Origin of the sequence: Streptosporangium sp. NBC_01810 (genome assembly GCF_035917355.1) — a bacterium.
Classification (GTDB): Bacteria; Actinomycetota; Actinomycetes; order Streptosporangiales; family Streptosporangiaceae; genus Streptosporangium.
Map to the genome: position 1 here is coordinate 7,147,107 of NZ_CP109070.1, position 15,686 is coordinate 7,162,792.

Annotated in this window: 15 protein-coding genes; 8 read left to right on the top strand and 7 right to left on the bottom strand. The window is 69.2% G+C overall.

The features are described from left to right. Positions 1-45 precede the first annotated feature (45 nt). From OIE13_RS32340 to OIE13_RS32360, 5 genes are all read right to left on the bottom strand, one after another. Positions 46-618 (bottom strand): GNAT family N-acetyltransferase, encoded by a 573-nt coding sequence (locus OIE13_RS32340; RefSeq protein ID WP_326829177.1) that lies wholly within the window; start codon positions 616-618, stop codon positions 46-48. 23 nt (positions 619-641) lie between these two features. Next, the gene (locus tag OIE13_RS32345) at positions 642-1,628 is read right to left on the bottom strand and encodes an aldo/keto reductase (RefSeq protein WP_326645866.1); all 987 of its coding nucleotides are present in this window, start codon (positions 1,626-1,628) and stop codon (positions 642-644) included. A 34-nt stretch (positions 1,629-1,662) separates the two neighbouring features. Further along, a complete protein-coding gene (locus OIE13_RS32350) occupies positions 1,663-3,339 on the bottom strand; it encodes a PH domain-containing protein (RefSeq protein ID WP_326645865.1) in 1,677 nt (558 codons plus the stop codon). Continuing rightward, a complete protein-coding gene (locus tag OIE13_RS32355; RefSeq protein WP_326645864.1) occupies positions 3,336-3,866 on the bottom strand; it encodes a PH domain-containing protein in 531 nt (176 codons plus the stop codon). Before OIE13_RS32355 ends, OIE13_RS32350 begins: the two co-directional genes overlap by 4 nt. 189 nt (positions 3,867-4,055) lie before the next feature. Next, positions 4,056-4,388 carry a hypothetical protein gene (locus OIE13_RS32360; protein ID WP_326645863.1) on the bottom strand — a complete coding sequence of 111 codons (333 nt, stop codon included), beginning with the start codon at positions 4,386-4,388 and terminating at the stop codon, positions 4,056-4,058. A 409-nt stretch (positions 4,389-4,797) separates the two neighbouring features. Here OIE13_RS32360 and OIE13_RS32365 point away from each other — a divergent pair, with 409 nt between their 5' ends. The 5 genes from OIE13_RS32365 to OIE13_RS32385 all read left to right on the top strand — a co-directional run bounded on the left by OIE13_RS32365 (position 4,798) and on the right by OIE13_RS32385 (position 9,728). Next, entirely contained in the window at positions 4,798-5,328 is a 531-nt protein-coding gene (locus OIE13_RS32365; RefSeq protein ID WP_326645862.1) for a GNAT family N-acetyltransferase, read from the top strand. A gap of 67 nt (positions 5,329-5,395) precedes the next feature. Next, the gene (locus tag OIE13_RS32370; protein ID WP_326645861.1) at positions 5,396-6,505 is read left to right on the top strand and encodes a DegT/DnrJ/EryC1/StrS family aminotransferase; all 1,110 of its coding nucleotides are present in this window, start codon (positions 5,396-5,398) and stop codon (positions 6,503-6,505) included. 34 nt (positions 6,506-6,539) lie between these two features. Further along, positions 6,540-7,949: an NDP-hexose 2,3-dehydratase family protein gene (locus tag OIE13_RS32375; RefSeq protein ID WP_326645860.1), complete on the top strand. Its 1,410-nt coding sequence runs from the start codon at positions 6,540-6,542 to the stop codon at positions 7,947-7,949. A 95-nt stretch (positions 7,950-8,044) separates the two neighbouring features. Continuing rightward, entirely contained in the window at positions 8,045-8,668 is a 624-nt protein-coding gene (locus OIE13_RS32380) for a dTDP-4-dehydrorhamnose 3,5-epimerase family protein (protein ID WP_326645859.1), read from the top strand. A gap of 67 nt (positions 8,669-8,735) precedes the next feature. Then, positions 8,736-9,728: a Gfo/Idh/MocA family protein gene (locus OIE13_RS32385; RefSeq protein WP_326645858.1), complete on the top strand. Its 993-nt coding sequence runs from the start codon at positions 8,736-8,738 to the stop codon at positions 9,726-9,728. Positions 9,729-9,778: 50 nt separating this feature from the next. Here OIE13_RS32385 and OIE13_RS32390 read toward each other — a convergent pair whose 3' ends face one another. Beyond that, positions 9,779-11,344, bottom strand: a complete 1,566-nt coding sequence (locus OIE13_RS32390) for a glycosyltransferase family 39 protein (RefSeq protein ID WP_326645857.1) — start codon at positions 11,342-11,344, stop codon at positions 9,779-9,781. 42 nt (positions 11,345-11,386) lie between these two features. Further along, a complete protein-coding gene (locus OIE13_RS32395) occupies positions 11,387-12,943 on the bottom strand; it encodes a 4-hydroxyphenylacetate 3-hydroxylase family protein (RefSeq protein ID WP_326645856.1) in 1,557 nt (518 codons plus the stop codon). 445 nt (positions 12,944-13,388) lie between these two features. Here OIE13_RS32395 and sbnA point away from each other — a divergent pair, with 445 nt between their 5' ends. From sbnA to OIE13_RS32410, 3 genes are read left to right on the top strand one after another with little or no spacing between them, the layout of a single operon-like run. After that, the gene (sbnA, locus tag OIE13_RS32400; protein ID WP_326645855.1) at positions 13,389-14,441 is read left to right on the top strand and encodes a 2,3-diaminopropionate biosynthesis protein SbnA; all 1,053 of its coding nucleotides are present in this window, start codon (positions 13,389-13,391) and stop codon (positions 14,439-14,441) included. Next, positions 14,435-15,463, top strand: coding sequence for a 2,3-diaminopropionate biosynthesis protein SbnB (sbnB, locus tag OIE13_RS32405; RefSeq protein ID WP_326645854.1), 1,029 nt, complete (start codon positions 14,435-14,437; stop codon positions 15,461-15,463). Before sbnA ends, sbnB begins: the two co-directional genes overlap by 7 nt. An 8-nt stretch (positions 15,464-15,471) precedes the next feature. After that, a complete protein-coding gene (locus OIE13_RS32410; protein WP_326645853.1) occupies positions 15,472-15,675 on the top strand; it encodes an MbtH family protein in 204 nt (67 codons plus the stop codon). The last annotated feature ends 11 nt before the right edge of the window (positions 15,676-15,686 follow it).

Below are 15,686 nucleotides of genomic sequence, written 5' to 3' on the forward strand. Positions count from 1 at the left end.
CGGAGCGGATCGCGACGCGGGGACGGGGCGATGTCCAGCGGGCCGTCAGGACACCTCAAGAGGCCGGGGCGGCGCGGCCCGCCAGCTCAGCGGCGGGGGAAGCACGCCGGTGGCGTTCCGGTCGATGTACTCCTCCCACTTCGGGCGCTCGATCTCGAAGTTGTGCAGGTCCCACAGGCGCCCGCGGAAGTACATGTGATCGCGCAGGGCGCCGATCTCCTTGTCGCCCCCGGTGATCCCGAAGGAGGCGAAGCTGGCCTCGGTGGTCTGCCCGATCACCCGGTCGACGTTCAGTGTGGCGAAGGCATAGTTGATCATCAGCAGGATGGCCTCGGAGCCCACGCCCAGCCGGGCCCGCTGGGGATCCAGGTAGACGGCGCATCTGACATGCCCGGCCGGGTCGAGCGCGTGCAGGCCGGCGAAGCCCAGACGCTCGTTGGTGGCGGTCGTGGAGATGTGGAAGGCGGCGTGGGCGCGCATCGTTCCCCGGCCCGGCCGTACCGCCGGGCGGACGCTCTCCACCCCCGTACGTACGAAGATCTGGGCGAAGCCGGCCTGGTCGGTACCGCTCGCGGGGTGGAGCACGACACGGCGTGACGCCGTATGCGGAAAGATCAACTTCTTGGGTCCTGTCATCTGGGTCAGCTCCGGTGGGTCGGCGAGCCGGTGGAACGGAGCTGGTCCCAGCTCATCTCGCCCATCGCCGATGGGAGGTGGTGGATGTCGCGTAGATCCTCGGGGGTGAGGAGCAGGTCGACCGCGGCCGCGTTGTCCCTGAGCCAGTGCCGTCGCCTCGTTCCCGGGATGGGGACGACGTTGCCGCCCTGAGCCATCGTCCAGGCGATCGCCACCTGCGCCGAGGTGACGCCGTGCCGGGCGCCTATCGCGCGCAGGCCCTCGACGATCGCCTGGTTGACGCTCATCGCGTCGGGGCTGAAGCGCGGGTCCCGGTTGCGGGAGTCGTCCGCGCCCAGGGCGGTGTGGTCGACGTGGCCGGACAGGTACCCGCGGCCCAGCGGAGCAAAGGCGAGGAACCCCACGCCGTTCTTCTGACTCCACGGCAGGACGTCGTCGAGGGTGCCCGTGGACCATACCGACAGCTCGTACTGGACCGCGGTGATCGGGAACACCGAGTGGACCAGCTCCAGCTCCTCGCAGGTGGCATGGGAGATGCCGAGCGCCCGGACCTTGCCCTCGGTGACCAGCTCGCCCAGTGCTCCCCAGGTCTCGACGAGCGGGACGGCCGGGTCGACCCGGTGCAGCTGGTACAGCCCGATGGAGTCGGTCCCGAGCCGGCGGAGCGAGCCCTCACAGGCGGTCCGCAGGTACTCGGGACGGCCGTTGCGACGGAACCTGCCGTCCGGCCCGACCACCAGGCCGCACTTGGTGGCGATCGTCACGTCGTTCCGGTGTGATCCGAGCGCGCGCCCGAGCAGTTGCTCGTTGGTGTACGGCCCGTAGACGTCCGCGGTGTCGAAGATGTCGATGCCGTAGTCGATGGCCCGGTGGATGACCCGGACGGACTCCTCGTCGTCCCGGTCGGCCGGCCCGTAGCCGTGTGACATCGAGCTACAGCCGAGGCCGATCGCGCTCACGGAAAAGTCGTCCGTGAGGTTGGTCTGGCGCATTTCTACCTCCTGTCCACCAGGTAGGTGAGCGGGGTCAGCTGGACGGGTTGTCGTTGACCAGGAATTCGGACACCAGTTCCGGGGTCCCGCCGTGCGCGAACGTCACGGCCTGGTCCGCGGCGACGTCCGGTATCTCGTACGAGCGAGCCCCGGCCGCGGTAGACACCCGGATGGTCATCAGCCCCAGCGCGCGCTGCAGGAGCGACTGGCTCAACGTCCAGCCGATCACTCCCCGGCACTGCAGCACGACCGTGTTGCGCCGCACCACCCCGGACCGCATCACCAGGTACGGCCCGGCCAGCGTGTGCCCCAGTGACCGGTACGCCACGAACGCCAGAAGGCAGGTCACCGGCATCAGCGCGACGGGGACCAGCCAGATCCGGCCGGGGACGGCACCGGTCGCCCCCAGCCAGGCCAGCAGGCCGGCGACGACCCCCGGCACGTAGACGGCCCAGATCAGCCGGCGGTACAGCGCGGTGCGCGGGTGGGCGCGGAGCTTCGCCTCCAGCGGCCGGTGCTCGTCTCCGAGGACCAGGACCGCCACCCGGCGCGCCTCGCCGATGGGCGCGCGCGGCAGGATGCTGCTGGACGCGTCGCTCCCGGGGATCCACCGCAGCCCGGTCGAGATGACCTCCGTCTCGGCCAGTCCCATCCATCGGGAGAGCAGCGGTTCGCTGATGTGGACCCCGCGCAGGCGCCTGTCGTCGCGGTACACCTCGCGGGTGCCGAACAGCCCCTGCCGGGTGAGCAGCGCCGTGCCGCCGTCGTCGGTCGTGGTGCGGACCAGCTCGAAGTTCCACTTCTCCTTGAAGAAGGTGATCGTCAGGCCGATGGTGCCCACGACGAAGCAGCCGATGGCCCCGACGGCGATCGACCAGCCCAGGCCGAGGTCCTCCCAGCCGACCGCGTTACCGATGATCTCCCAAAGGTCGACGTCGAACATCTGCAGCGTCAGGCTGGTACTCAACAGGAACAGCCCCGCGGCCAGGAAGGACCAGATACTGATCACGTTGTACGGGATCCAGGACCAGCTGAGCCGCGCGATGACGGTCTCCTGGGGCGCCGGGCGGTCGTTCTCGGGAATCACGTCCTCGCGGGGATCCGCGCTCCCCCGATCGCGCAGCAGCTCGTCGCGGAGCTCCTCGGCCGCCTTCTTGGGGATGGCGTCGAGTTTGAAAGAGGTGCGCGCCTCGCCGGAGGCGATGTGCAGCACGCGGAGCCCGGCGATCCGGTGCCGGAACTTCGCGGTGGTGTCCACCGTGCGGATCCGGTCCCTGGGGACGGAGCGGTACTTGCGGACCAGCACCCCTCGGCGGATCTCGACCCGGTCGGTGGTCAGCCGGTACCTGGTGGTCAGCCAGCGCCGCAGGTTCAGGATGCTGACCGTGGTGCCGACCACGGTGATGATGAGGACCGGCCAGGCGTCGAAACCCCGGTCGAAGACGAACATGGTGAGAAAGCTGGGGATCAGGCTGAGCACGAATCTCAGCCCGTCGACCCACGCCACCCGGCCGCTCAGCCGTTGCCAGCCCACCCCGTCGTCGATCACCTCGTCGATCACCTCGTCGACCACCTCGACGGCCTCGGCCGCCGCCTTCGCGGTCGGCGGCGGGTCGGCGGGTGGTGGGTCGGCGGTCGGCGGCGGCGGGTCGGCGGGTGGTGGCGGCGGGTCCGTCCGGAGCGGTTCGTCCGCCGACCGGGTGGTGCTCACGTGGCATCTCCCGGAGTGGCCTGGGTGATCTCGGTGAGCCGGCGCGAGCACTCCTTGGCCACCCCCGCGTCCAGCCCGTCGATGGTGATCCCGCCCTCCCTGGAGGCGGTGGTCACCTTGAGCGTGGCCAGGCCCAGCACGCTCTGCAGCGGACCCCTTCTGGTCTCCACGGATTGGATGCGCGAGATGGGGGTGATCCGCCACTCACGGGTGATCCAGCCGTTGAGCGCGTAGACGGCCTGGTCGTTGATCTCCCAGCGGTGCACCAGATAACGCCAGGTCGGCATGACCGCCACGTTCACCGCGTAAATCGCCGAGAAAATCCAGATCACCGGGCCCAGCCACGGCCGGGTATCCGGAACCAGCACGTACAGCACGCTGAGAGCGCCGACGACGAATATTCCCCAGATCAGCGCGTTGAGCGTCCACATAAGGATCGACCGCTGCTCGATCCGATGCCTCGGGGGGTGCAACCTGAGTGGTTCCCGGGCCGGTTCGGGAGAGATCGCGTGCGATGTGTCAGGCATATCGTCATCCTGGGTCAATGGTACTCCGGGCGCAATGAACAGCCTGCCGATAAAAGTGGCCCCAGTGGCATTCCATGGATTATTCCGCGGCCGTTCTCCCAGGCGCATTGTTTGGCCGGCGGACACCCGGGATTCCGGTTCTGCCGCCACTGCGCTGTCTCGCTGGCGGGACAGCGCACGGGTCGGCGGCTAAACCGGCGACGCCTGCTCCCGGGGTGCTTCCGCGGCTCCCTGCTGCTTCTCCTGATCGTCCTCCACGGTCAACTTGACGATGAACTCCGCGAGGTCGCGGAACGTCTCGCCCTGGAAGCCCTCGAACCGCTCCAGCAGCTTGAGCTGCGTGGTGTTCTCCAGCTCCAGCAGGATCTGGACCATCGAGAACGAGTCGAGGTCGTGCAGCGACTCCGGCTGCGGCACATCGGGCTGCTCGGCGCAGATCATTTCGGCGGTACCCCGGACCATGCGCTCCACATCGTCGACCAGGGTGAGGTCGACATCGGTGGCCAGGTCATTGTCTGACATATCTTTCGTCCTTTCGTGCGGTCGCGGTGATGCCCACGCGAGGTCCGAATCGACAAAGCTTGGAAGTGCTTTCGCGGGCCCGCTCCTAAACGGGGCTTTGTCGGCGTACGCCTAAACGCCGACGACAGTAGTCACGGCCTCATGCCGGGGGCAATAGCGTTGGCCCCGTTCGCCGTTCTTATCCGGCTACCCGAAATAACCGGCGGGGTGCCGGTGACCGTGCCGATGTGATAGATCTGGTGAACACCCGAAGGATTTCCGGCCGACGTACTGATTCGGTGTGCGTCCACCTGTCCCGCCGGCGGGACAGGCGATGGTCCATGCGCGTTTCCCGAAAATCTGTGCCATTGGCGCGTGAATTCCATTTCATGTCGCCGGAGCTCGGCTCCGAAACGAGGATGACCAAGAAATGTTGTTTCCGTACACCGAGTCCAGGCAGATCGAGTTGCGGCCCGCGGGCGGCAAGGACGCCGCCAAGGTCTACGACATCCTGTTCCGACTGGGGCACAGCGGTCTGCCGGTGATCGACAGGTTCGTCGACACCTTCGGCCAGGGGTTGTCCGCCTGTTTCCTGGTGCACCGCAAGGACACCGGGGAGGTCGTCGGGTTCAGCACGCTGTCCGAACTCGCCCCGGCGGGCCATCTCAAGGCCGACGTCCACCTGGCCGGCCAGCCGGACGGGATCCGGACGGACGCGGCCGCGCTCACGGTCAACTTCGCCTTCGCGATGTGGCGCACTCGCAAGGTCTACTTCCACGCCACCGATCCCGGCGTCGAGAGCCTGGGGTTCGCCGAGCCGTACGCGCTGATGGTCGAGGCGGAGGCGGTCCTGCCCAGGCACACGTACTTCCACGGCCAGGTGCTGGACGTCCACGTCTTCGCGATCTACCGCGAAGCCTGGGACGTGCATGGAGTTGACCTGCTCAAGCACATCGTCTGAAACCCGTCGTCCGAGCCCGCGGCCAGCTGCTGGACGGGCCCTCGCGCATTGGAGGTGACGTGCCCCGATGACCCTTTTCGTGTGGGGTTATTTGCCGGAGTACGAGAAGGAACGCGACGACATCCTCGACGCGGTCGACACGGTGTTCCGTTCGGGCCGACTGGTGCTTGGGCCGAGCGTACAGGCGTTCGAGGAGGAGTTCGCCGCCTACCACGGCGTCCCGCACTGTGTGGGCGTCGACAACGGCACCAACGCGATCGTGCTCGGCCTGCGCGCCCTCGGCGTCGGAGCCGGTGACGAGGTGATCACCGTCTCGAACACGGCCGCCCCGACGGTCGTCGCGATCGACGCGGTCGGCGCGACGCCGGTGTTCGCCGACATCGATCCGGACACCTACCTGATGAACGTCGAGCAGGTGGCCGCCCTCGTCACCGACCGCACGCGATGCATCGTGGCGGTCCACCTGTACGGGCAGTGCGTCGACATGGCGCCGCTGGAGGCGCTCGCCGCCGAGCACGACCTGCCGATCCTGGAGGACTGCGCGCAGGCGCACGGCGCCCGCCACCACGGCCGGATCGCCGGCTCGATGGGGCAGGTCGCGGCGTTCTCCTTCTACCCCACCAAGGTGCTGGGCGCCTACGGCGACGGCGGCGCCACCATGACCCGGGACGCGGAGGTGGACGCGAACCTGCGCCGCCTGCGCTACTACGGGATGGAGAGCCAGTACTACGTCGTCTCCACGCCCGGATACAACAGCCGGCTGGACGAGGTGCAGGCCGAGATCCTGCGCCGCAAGCTGACCCGGCTCGACGACTACATCGCCAGGCGGCGGGTGATCGCGGCCCGCTACGCGGAGGCCTTCGCCGGCACCGACCTGGTGACCCCGAAGACCGCCCCGGGCAACGACCACGTGTACTACGTCCACGTGGTGCGTCACCCGAAGCGGGACAGGATCCTTGAGGCGCTCAAAGCGCACGGCATCGTGTTGAACATCAGCTACCCGTGGCCGGTGCACACCCAGTCGGGCTTCGCGCACCTCGGCTACCGGAAGGGTTCCCTGCCGGTCACCGAGACGGTGGCCGACGAGATCTTCTCCCTGCCCATGTACGCCTCGCTCTCCGACATCGACCAGGAACGGGTCATCGACACGCTCCGCGACGTCCTGGCGAAGGTCTGAAGGAAATCGCACCGAGGACGGGAAGGGACCCATCATGACGCGACTCGCGGCTTCGCGCGCGCAGACCGGGGAGGCGGCCGGTGCGCCGACGCGCCGGATCTCGGCGGCCGACGACGGGGCGCTCATGTCCACCGAGGAGTTCCACGACTGGTGGGCCGACCGGCACCGCAGCGGTCGCTTCATGGTGGAGCGGATCCCCTTCTCCCGGCTGGACGACTGGAACTTCGAGCCGGACACCGGCAACCTGGCGCACGCCAGCGGGCGCTTCTTCACCATCGAGGGCCTGCAGGTCCGCGACGGCGGCCGGGAGACGTGGTCACAGCCGATCATCAACCAGCCGGAGATCGGGATTCTCGGCATCGTGGTGAAGGAGTTCGACGGCGTCCTGCACTGCCTGATGCAGGCGAAGATGGAACCGGGCAACATCAACACGCTGCAACTGTCGCCGACCGTCCAGGCGACCCGGAGCAACTACACCCAGGTGCACCGCGGCGCGGGCACCAGGTACCTGGAGTGCTTCGTCGGACCGGCCCGAGGTCAGGTGCTGGTGGACGTCCTGCAGTCGGAGCAGGGGGCCTGGTTCTGGCGCAAGCGCAACCGCAACATGGTGGTGCTCATGACCGGCGACGTGCCGGTGCACGAGGACTACCGCTGGCTCACCCTGGCCCAGATCCGCGAGCTCACCCAGGTCGACAACCTGGTCAACATGGACGCCCGCACGGTCCTGTCCTGCCTGCCGGTCGAGCTGCCGGAGGATGAGGACGCGTCGACCGGAGACCCGTTCAGGGACGCGCTCATCCGCTCCTACCGGTACCGGCCGGACGACGTCGGCGCCGGCGAGGTGCTGAGCTGGTTCACCGAGGCGAAGACCCGGTGCGACTGGACGGCCCGCCTGGTGCCGCTGGCGAAGGTCGGCGGCTGGGAGCGGACCGACGACGAGATCACCGACGGTGAGGGCCGGCACTTCCGGATCATCGCGGCCGAGGTGGAGGCCGGGACCAGGGAGGTCAAGCGGTGGACCCAGCCGCTGCTGTTCCCCCGCGGGGAGGGGCGCGCGTTGTTCGTCGCGCGACCCATCGGCGGGGTGCTGCACCTGCTGGTCCAGGCCAGGCCGGAGTTCGGCCTGATGGACATGGTGGAGATGGCGCCGACCGTGCAGCTGCTGCCGGGGGCGGGGGTCACGGAGATCGAGGACCTTCTGCTGCGTGACGTCCTGGCCGACGCGACCATGCGCTACGACGCGGTGCTCTCCGAGGAGGGCGGGCGCTTCTACCAGGCCCTGACCCGCTACCAGATCGCCGAGGTCGGCGAGGACTTCTCCCTCGATGTGCCGGCGAACTTCCGCTGGATGACCGTCCGCCAGCTCACGGACCTGCTGCGGCACGGCCACTACCTCAACATCGAGGCCCGCAGCCTGCTCGCCTGCATGCACAGCCTGTACTGATCGCGGGCTCCCGTGCGGGCCGGGCCGCGTAGCCATCGGAAGGCCGGCGAGCCGATCGCCGGCCGTGACGTTCTCATTCAGGAGTGTGGTGCCGGATGTTCGACTCGATGATGGTGACCGAGCTGTCGGTGCCGGACGCCTACCGGTTGACGCCGACCAAGCACGACGACCGGCGCGGATACTTCTACGAGGCGTTCCGCTCCGAGGTGATCTCCGATGCGATCGGCTACCCCTTCACCGTCGGCCAGGCCAACTACTCGTCGAGCCGCCGCAACACGCTGCGCGGCATCCACGGCACCGCGCTCCCGCCGGGTCAGGCCAAACTGGTCACCTGCGTGCGCGGCGCGGTGCTGGACGTCGTGGTGGACCTGAGGGTGGGCTCGCCGACGTACGGGAAGTACGAGACGACGCTGCAGGACGAGAAGTCCGGCATCGCGGTCTATCTCGCCGACGGTCTCGGGCACGCCTTCCTGGCGCTGACCGACGACGCCTGCATGAACTACCTGTGCTCGGAGGCGTACGAACCGGGCACGATGCTCGAGATCGATCCACGGGACCCTGAGATCGGTATCCCGTGGGGTCTCACCGAGCCGCCGATCATGTCGGACAAGGACGCGGGCGCGCCCACCCTGGCTGAGGCGGCGGCCAAGGGGCTGCTCCCCACCTACGAGGATTGCCTGGCGCACTACGCGGCGCTGAAGGCCGGTCCGCAGCGCTGAACCGGGATGCCGCGGTGGGTTCGCGCGATCGCCTTCTGTCCGTCCTATGCCGAGTGGAGTCGCACCAATGATCAGTGTCAGCACCGACCGGCTCCGCATGGGAGTCATGGGATGCGCGGACATCGCCTGGCGGCGGACCCTTCCCGCGATGGTGGCCGACGCGGACGTGCAGGTCACCGCAGTCGCCAGCCGTGACCTGCGGAAGGCGACCGCGTTCACCGACCGGTTCGGCGGCGTCCCGCTCAAGGGGTACGAGTCGATGCTGGACCGTCCGGACGTCGACGCCGTCTACATCCCGCTGCCGGCGCTGTTGCACGCGGAGTGGATCGAGCGGACGCTCGAATCCGGCAAGCACGTCCTGGTCGAGAAGCCGATGACCGACAGCCAGGCGGAGACGAGCAGGCTCCTCGCGCTGGCCCGCTCGCGAGGGCTGGTGCTGCTGGAGAACTACATGTTCCTGCACCACTCCCAGCACGCCGCGGTACGCAAGCTGGTCGCCGACGGCGCGATCGGCGAGCTGCGCGGCTTCGCCGCCGCCTTCACCATCCCGCCCAAACCAGAGGGTGACATCCGCTACCAGCGTGATGTCGGCGGCGGCGCCTTCCTGGATTTCGGCGGCTACCCGGTCCGCGCGGCGGTGCACTTCCTCGGCGGGGATCTTCAGATCATCGGCGCCGTCTTTCGGCACGACCAGAAGCAGGACGTGGTGATGTCCGGGAGCGTCCTGCTCTGCACGCCGCAGGGCGTCCCCGCGCAGCTCACCTTCGGTATGGAGCACTCCTACCGGAACGACTACCAGCTCTCGGGCAGCACCGGCCGGATCCTGCTGGACCGGGTGTTCACCCCGCCGGAGACGCACCTTCCGGTGCTGCGGGTCGAGCGCCAGGACCACCGTGAGGAACTGGTCCTGCCGGCCGACCACCAGTTCGCGAACGTGATCGGCGCCTTCGTGCGCTCGGTGCTGCACGGTGGCGACGTCCGGCCGCAGCAGGAGGGAAGCCTGCAGCAGGCGGCCCTGATCGAGCGGATCCGGCAGGTGGCGCTGCACTTCGAGGCCTGACGGGTATGCGTGAGGGCGGGCCGGTGGCCCGCCCTCACGCATGTGGTCCTTCAGGAGCCCGGTCTGGCCCGCCGGGCGGCGTCCTCCCGCTTCAGCAGCGGCCAGATCCGGGACCAGGCCGCGGTACGGCCCTCGCAGAACCAGATCGGAGTGCCGATTCCGAGGCCGATCCTGCCCTCGACGGTGCCCACCTGCCGGACGCCGGAGAACATCGACCGCAGCTCATCGTCCATCCTGCCGACGTAGAGGACGGGGCCCGGCTCCTCCGGCGGGGTCGCCAGGTAGCCGTATCCGCGGTGCCCGCTGTACGGGTGCGGCAGCCCCTGCCTGGTGCCCAGCACCTCCAGGGCGCCCGCCTGCCAGAAGTATCGGGTGAGGACCGTGGTCCGGTCCCGGGTGGCCGGTGGCAGCGCCTGATAGGCCCGGGTCACCGAGTTCGCGAACTCCGGCCAGCCGAGCTGGAGGAAGGCCTCCAGCATGTCCGACCGTTCCTGCGGGGTGGTCGGCTGCCTGAGCTCCGCGACCGGGGTGATCGGCAGCTGCACCAGCGGCAGCAGCGCCGCCAGCACGAAGACCGGCCGGCTGACGGTCCAGCGCCACCAGCGGGCCGGCCGGTGCCGCTCCATCCGTACAGTCGCCGCCGCGAAGACGAGGGGGAACACCCCGCCGACGTAGGTGAAGCGGCCGCCGGCCGCGAGCAGGACGGCGATCACGCCGAGCACGGTCCAGCCGAGAAAGCGGTGGTCGCGCAGGTCGGGGGCGCGCAACAGCGCCCACAGGCCGTAACAGAACAGCACCGTCCCGACCGGGATGCCGGTGACCACCAGCAGCAGCGGCAGGAACATCGGCCGGCCGCCCCAGAGCATCTCGTTCTCTCCGGTCAGCGCGGCGGCCACCTGGAGCTGCGGCCATCCGTGAACGGTCTGCCAGACCAACCCGGGCACCGTGGCGACCACCGCGATCGCGGCCCCCGCCCACAGCGCCGGTCGCCGCAGCAGGTCGCGCGGGCCGACCGCGAGCACGCTCACCGCCAGAGCCACCCAGAAGACCGGGATGAGGAACTTGACCTGCAACGCCACGGCCGTGACGACGCCGGCCCACAGCAGCGGCAGGTCGGCGCTCCGGCCGGTGCGTCCCTCGCCGCGTAACCGGACCCAGCGGACCACCAGCAGGCCGGCCGTCATCCACAGCACGACGTCGAACGTCTCGGTGTCGAGCCTGCCCGCCTGGCCGAGGAACGCGATCGCGTAGGCGGCGGCCGCCATGACCTGCGCCCGCCCCCGGCCGCCCATCTCCCGTGCGATCTGCGCGGTGACCACGACACCGGCCGCGACCACGAGCAGGTCCAGCAGCCGGAGCGCGAGCAGCGAACCGGGGAACAGGGCGTCGGTCAGCGCGGCCAGTAGCGGCACGAGCGGCGGCTGGTCGGCGTATCCCCAGGCCGGCTGCCGGCCGGCCGCGATGAAGTAGAGCTCGTCGATGTTGTAGCCGTAGCCGTCGATGAGCAGCACCACCGGCACGACGACGGCCGCGACGAGCAGCGCCAGCGGTTTCCAGGCGAGCGGGTGGTACTCCCAGCGGGGCCGGGCCGACGGCTCAAGCGCGATGATGGCCAATGATGGTTCCTCCGTTGTGGGCGATGTCTCCGTGGGGCGGCGTCAACGCGCGTGGCCGGGCAGGCCCTCGGGGCCGATCAGGTCGGGACGGGTCCACCCGTCGAGGTCGTACTCGGCCATGCACTGCTCGGCGAAGCCCTTCAGCGCCTGGGCCTGCCCGCTCGCCGCGTAGGACTGCAGCGTCTGCACCCGGATGCCCTCGTGGTCACCGGCGTAGCTGCGCTCGTAGAGTTCGTGGCGTCCGGCGAACTCGGTGCCGACGCAGTCCCAGAGCAGCTTGAGCAGCTTGACCCGGTCGATGGCCTGGATGCCCCGCGAGCCGCGCAGGTAGCGGTCCAGGTAGGGGCGTACGTCGGGGTTCTTCCAGTCGGCGGCGTGCGAGTTCAGGTAGATCAGGCCGCTGCCGAGGGTCTGCTGGAGGATCTCCTTGATGCGGGGATAGCCGACGCCCATGAACGTGCGGTACGCCATGGCGTAGTTGAGGTTCGGCTGCACGGCGCCGCCGTTCCACGAGGTCGGCGACTTGGCCATCGCGTCGGACAGCCCCCAGAACAGGTCACGCCAGTTGAGGATCTCGCCGATCTGGGCCTGCACGCCGCGGAACGTCGAGACGCCGGTCGCCTCCACGCCCTTCATCGCGCAGCCCGCGATGAAGTCCAGCTTGACGGCCAGCCGCGCGCAGCCGTGGAAGGTGAAGCGCTCCAGGACACCGGATCCGGCGGAGAAGGAGTTGGCCGCGCCGGCGTCGTACATGAAGACGTTCTCCCAGGGCACGTGCACCCGGTCGAACACCATGATGCTGTCGTTCTCGTCCATCCGGCTGGACAGCGGGTAGTCGAAGGGGCTGCCCTGCGCCGCCGCCGCCTGCTCGTAGGAGGTGCGGCAGATGAACTTCAGGCCGGGAGAGTTCGTCGGCACCGTGAAGACCAGGCCGAACCTCTTGTCCCTGAGCGGGAGGCCGAAGTGGGCGATGAAATTCGCGTTGGTGATCGCGGACCCGGTCGCGACGACCTTCGCGCCGGACACGATCAGGCCGGAGTCGGTCTCCTCCTCGACGTGGACGCACACGTCCGCGGTCCGGTCGGCCGGCCGGTCCCGGTCGACGGGAGGATGCGCGATCGCGTGGTTGAAGTAGAGCAGCCGCTCCTGCGCCTCCTTGTACCAGCGCAGCGCGTTGTCCTGGAACGGGTGGTAGAAGTCCGCGTTGGCCTCCAGGGTGCCGAAGAAGCCGGCCTTGTAGTCCGGGGTGCGGCCCATCCAGCCGTAGACGAGCCGTTGCCAGGCGACGATCGCGTCCCGGGAGGCGACCAGATCGGCCGCGGAACGGGCCGTTTTGAAGTACGGATGGGTGAATCCACCGTTTCCCGTGTCGGTCGGCACCCGCAATACATCCGCGGCCTCCGGTTCGTGTAGCGCGTCGTACAGCCGGGCGATGGAACGCGCGCTGTTACGGAAGGCCGGGTGAGTGGTAACGTCCGGCACGCGCTCGCCCCCGATATATACCTCGCGGCCGTCGCGCAACGACTCCAGATATTCCGCACCGGTCATCGGCCGAACATTATTCAGCGGGCCCGCCGGAGCGGGCAAAATGGTGGTCATCTCGGCATTCTCCTTCGCGTGCGGGGGGCGGAGCGGCCATGGCACGCTCCCCGGCAGCCCGCGTCGCCCGGCTGTCCCGCCGGCGGGACAGCTCCCATCCATCGTCTAATAGCGACATTAATGCGCCGGGTGGCCCGTTCATTCGGTGAATACGGTGCGATAATTCGGCGGTGTCGAGACTTATCATGCACGGCTGGAGTTTTTGCGGCAACGACCATTTCCGCGGCCTGCGCTATTGACCCTGTCGAGGCGCCCTGGTTATGGTCGGGCCACGTTTTGGGGCCCGCTGCTGTGGACAGCCATTCGAGGTGGCCCGGTAAATATGTTCGGCGGGTTCCGGCGGGTTCCGGCGGGTGCCGCCGGAAACCCAGAAGAATGAAGCCATCAGGAAAGGTGTCAATGTCTCGCGGAGCATATCTTCTGAATTTCCTGACGGAGCGGAACGGTGAGCGCAGGATATGAGGCCGTCGACTGTGCGCCCCCCGGCCGGACGACTCCGGCGGTGAACGCGCGGGTCGGTGACGGCGTCCTCTCAGCGGTCGGTGCGACCCCCCTGGTGCGGCTGACCCGCCTCTTCGGGGACTCCCCGGTCCGGTTCCACGCCAAGCTGGAGTCGTTGAACCCGGGCGGCAGCATGAAGGACCGGTCCGCCATGGGCATGGTGCTGGGCGCGATCGAACGCGGCGAGCTCATCCCGAACCGGTCGACGATCGTCGAGTCGAGCTCGGGCAACCTCGGCATCGGGCTCGCGCAGGTGTGTCGCTGGTTCGGCCTCCGGTTCATCTGCGTGGCGGATCCGAAGATGACCGCCCAGAACCTGGCGATCCTGGCCGCGTACGGGGCGGAGCTGGACATCGTGCGCGAGCCCGACAACGAGATGGGCGACTTCCTGTCCGCCAGGATCCGGCGCGTCCGCGAACTCGTCCACGACATTCCCCACGCGTTCTGGCCCAACCAGTACGCCAACCCGCTCAACGCCCGCGCCCAGGAAACGATCATGCAGGAGGTCGTCCGGCAGCTCGACGGGGACGTCGACTACCTCTTCGTGGCCACCGGGACCTGCGGCACCATTCACGGGTGCGCCAGGTTCGTCGCGGACCACGGGCTGGGCACGCACATCGTCGCCGTCGACGCGGAGGGCAGCGCCATCTTCGGCGAGCCGTCCTGCCGACGGCTCATCCCGGGACACGGCGCGGCGATTCGTTCGGAGCTGTACTACGACGGCATCGCCCACTCCGTGGCCCGGATGACCGACCAGGACTGCGTGGTCGGCTGCCGGCGGCTGGTCGGCGTCGAGGCGATCCTGGGCGGTGGTTCCTCCGGCGCGGTGGTGAGCGCGGTCGCGCAGCGGCTCGCGGAGATCCCGGCCGGCGCCAACTGCGTCCTGCTGCTGCCCGACCGGGGCGAGCGGTACCTGGACACCATCTACTCCGACGTCTGGGTGGAGGAGAGGTTCGGCGACATCGCCCACCTCTGGAAGGAGCAAACGTCATGCTGATCCTCCGCAGGAGCGACGTGCTGGCGGTGCTGGACGACGCCGAGGACGCCGTCTGCCGGACCGTCAGGGACGCCTACCTGGCCCATTCGCGGCGGGAGACCTCGGTGCCGCACTCGGTCTTCCTGCGTTTCCCCGGCAACACGCGTGACCGGATCATCGCGCTGCCCGCCTACGTCGGAGGCGAGCGCCCGGTCGCGGCAGTCAAGTGGGTGGCGTCGTTCCCCGGAAACCTGGCCCTCGGGCTGGAGCGGGCGTCGGCCGCGATCCTGCTCAACTCCGTCACGGACGGACGGCCGGTGGCGCTGCTGGAGGGAGCGGTCGTCTCGGCCAGGCGCACCGCGGCCGGCGCGGCCGTGGCCGCGGCCACGCTCACCGCCGACGCTCCCGCCGACGTCCGGAGCGGGGTCGCGCTGATCGGCTGCGGGGTCATCAACTTCGAGATCCTCCGCTTCCTGCGGTCACAGCTCCCCGAGCTGGCGACGGTCACCGTGTTCGACCTCGACACCGAGCGCGCCCGGGCGTTCGCGTCCCGGGTGCCCGACCTGAAGGTCGAGATCGCCGGCGACGTCGAGGAGGCGCTGGCCGCGCACCGGATCGTCTCCCTCGCCACCACCGCCGGCGAGCCGCACCTGAGCACGGACTCCTGCCTGCCGGGCACCGTCGTGCTGCACGTGTCGCTGCGCGACCTGACCCCGGAGTCGATCCTGGCGGCCAGGAACGTGGTCGACGACACCGACCACGTCTGCCGCGAGGCGACCTCGCTCGACCTGGCCGCGCGGCTGGCCGGGAACCGGGGATTCGTCACCGCCGAGATCGGCGATCTGCTGGCCCCGGGCACCGCGCTGCCCTATGACGCCGGATCCGTGACGGTGTTCTCGCCTTTCGGGCTCGGCGCCCTCGACGCCGCCCTCGCCGCCCATGTCATGGACGAGGCCGCGGCGCGGGGGCTCGGGATCCACCTTCCCGACTTCTCCACGGACCCGGAGGCGGATCCGGGAGAAGTGGAACAACGCGACCGTTGAGGAGAGAGATGTCCGCGGACGAGAAGTACCTGGTCGTGGTCAACCACGAGGAGCAGTACTCGGTCTGGTTCGCCGACCGTGCGCTGCCCGCCGGTTGGCGGGCCGAGGGCGCCTCCGGGACCCGGCAGGAGTGCCTGGACCACATCGAGCGGGTCTGGACCGACATGCGCCCGCTCAGCCTGCGGCTGCGCATGGCCGACGAGGCTCGCTGACGATCCGCCGA

What these genes read in the sequence shown, in the direction of transcription:
- OIE13_RS32365 (WP_326645862.1), top strand. Translation starts at nt 4,798, where the DNA reads ATGTTGTTTCCGTACACCGAGTCCAGGCAGATCGAGTTGCGGCCCGCG.
- OIE13_RS32395 (WP_326645856.1), bottom strand. Translation starts at nt 12,943, where the DNA reads ATGACCACCATTTTGCCCGCTCCGGCGGGCCCGCTGAATAATGTTCGG.
- OIE13_RS32345 (WP_326645866.1), bottom strand. Translation starts at nt 1,628, where the DNA reads ATGCGCCAGACCAACCTCACGGACGACTTTTCCGTGAGCGCGATCGGC.
- OIE13_RS32360 (WP_326645863.1), bottom strand. Translation starts at nt 4,388, where the DNA reads ATGTCAGACAATGACCTGGCCACCGATGTCGACCTCACCCTGGTCGAC.
- OIE13_RS32370 (WP_326645861.1), top strand. Translation starts at nt 5,396, where the DNA reads ATGACCCTTTTCGTGTGGGGTTATTTGCCGGAGTACGAGAAGGAACGC.
- OIE13_RS32380 (WP_326645859.1), top strand. Translation starts at nt 8,045, where the DNA reads ATGTTCGACTCGATGATGGTGACCGAGCTGTCGGTGCCGGACGCCTAC.
- OIE13_RS32355 (WP_326645864.1), bottom strand. Translation starts at nt 3,866, where the DNA reads ATGCCTGACACATCGCACGCGATCTCTCCCGAACCGGCCCGGGAACCA.
- OIE13_RS32410 (WP_326645853.1), top strand. Translation starts at nt 15,472, where the DNA reads ATGTCCGCGGACGAGAAGTACCTGGTCGTGGTCAACCACGAGGAGCAG.
- OIE13_RS32385 (WP_326645858.1), top strand. Translation starts at nt 8,736, where the DNA reads ATGATCAGTGTCAGCACCGACCGGCTCCGCATGGGAGTCATGGGATGC.
- OIE13_RS32375 (WP_326645860.1), top strand. Translation starts at nt 6,540, where the DNA reads ATGACGCGACTCGCGGCTTCGCGCGCGCAGACCGGGGAGGCGGCCGGT.
- sbnB (WP_326645854.1), top strand. Translation starts at nt 14,435, where the DNA reads ATGCTGATCCTCCGCAGGAGCGACGTGCTGGCGGTGCTGGACGACGCC.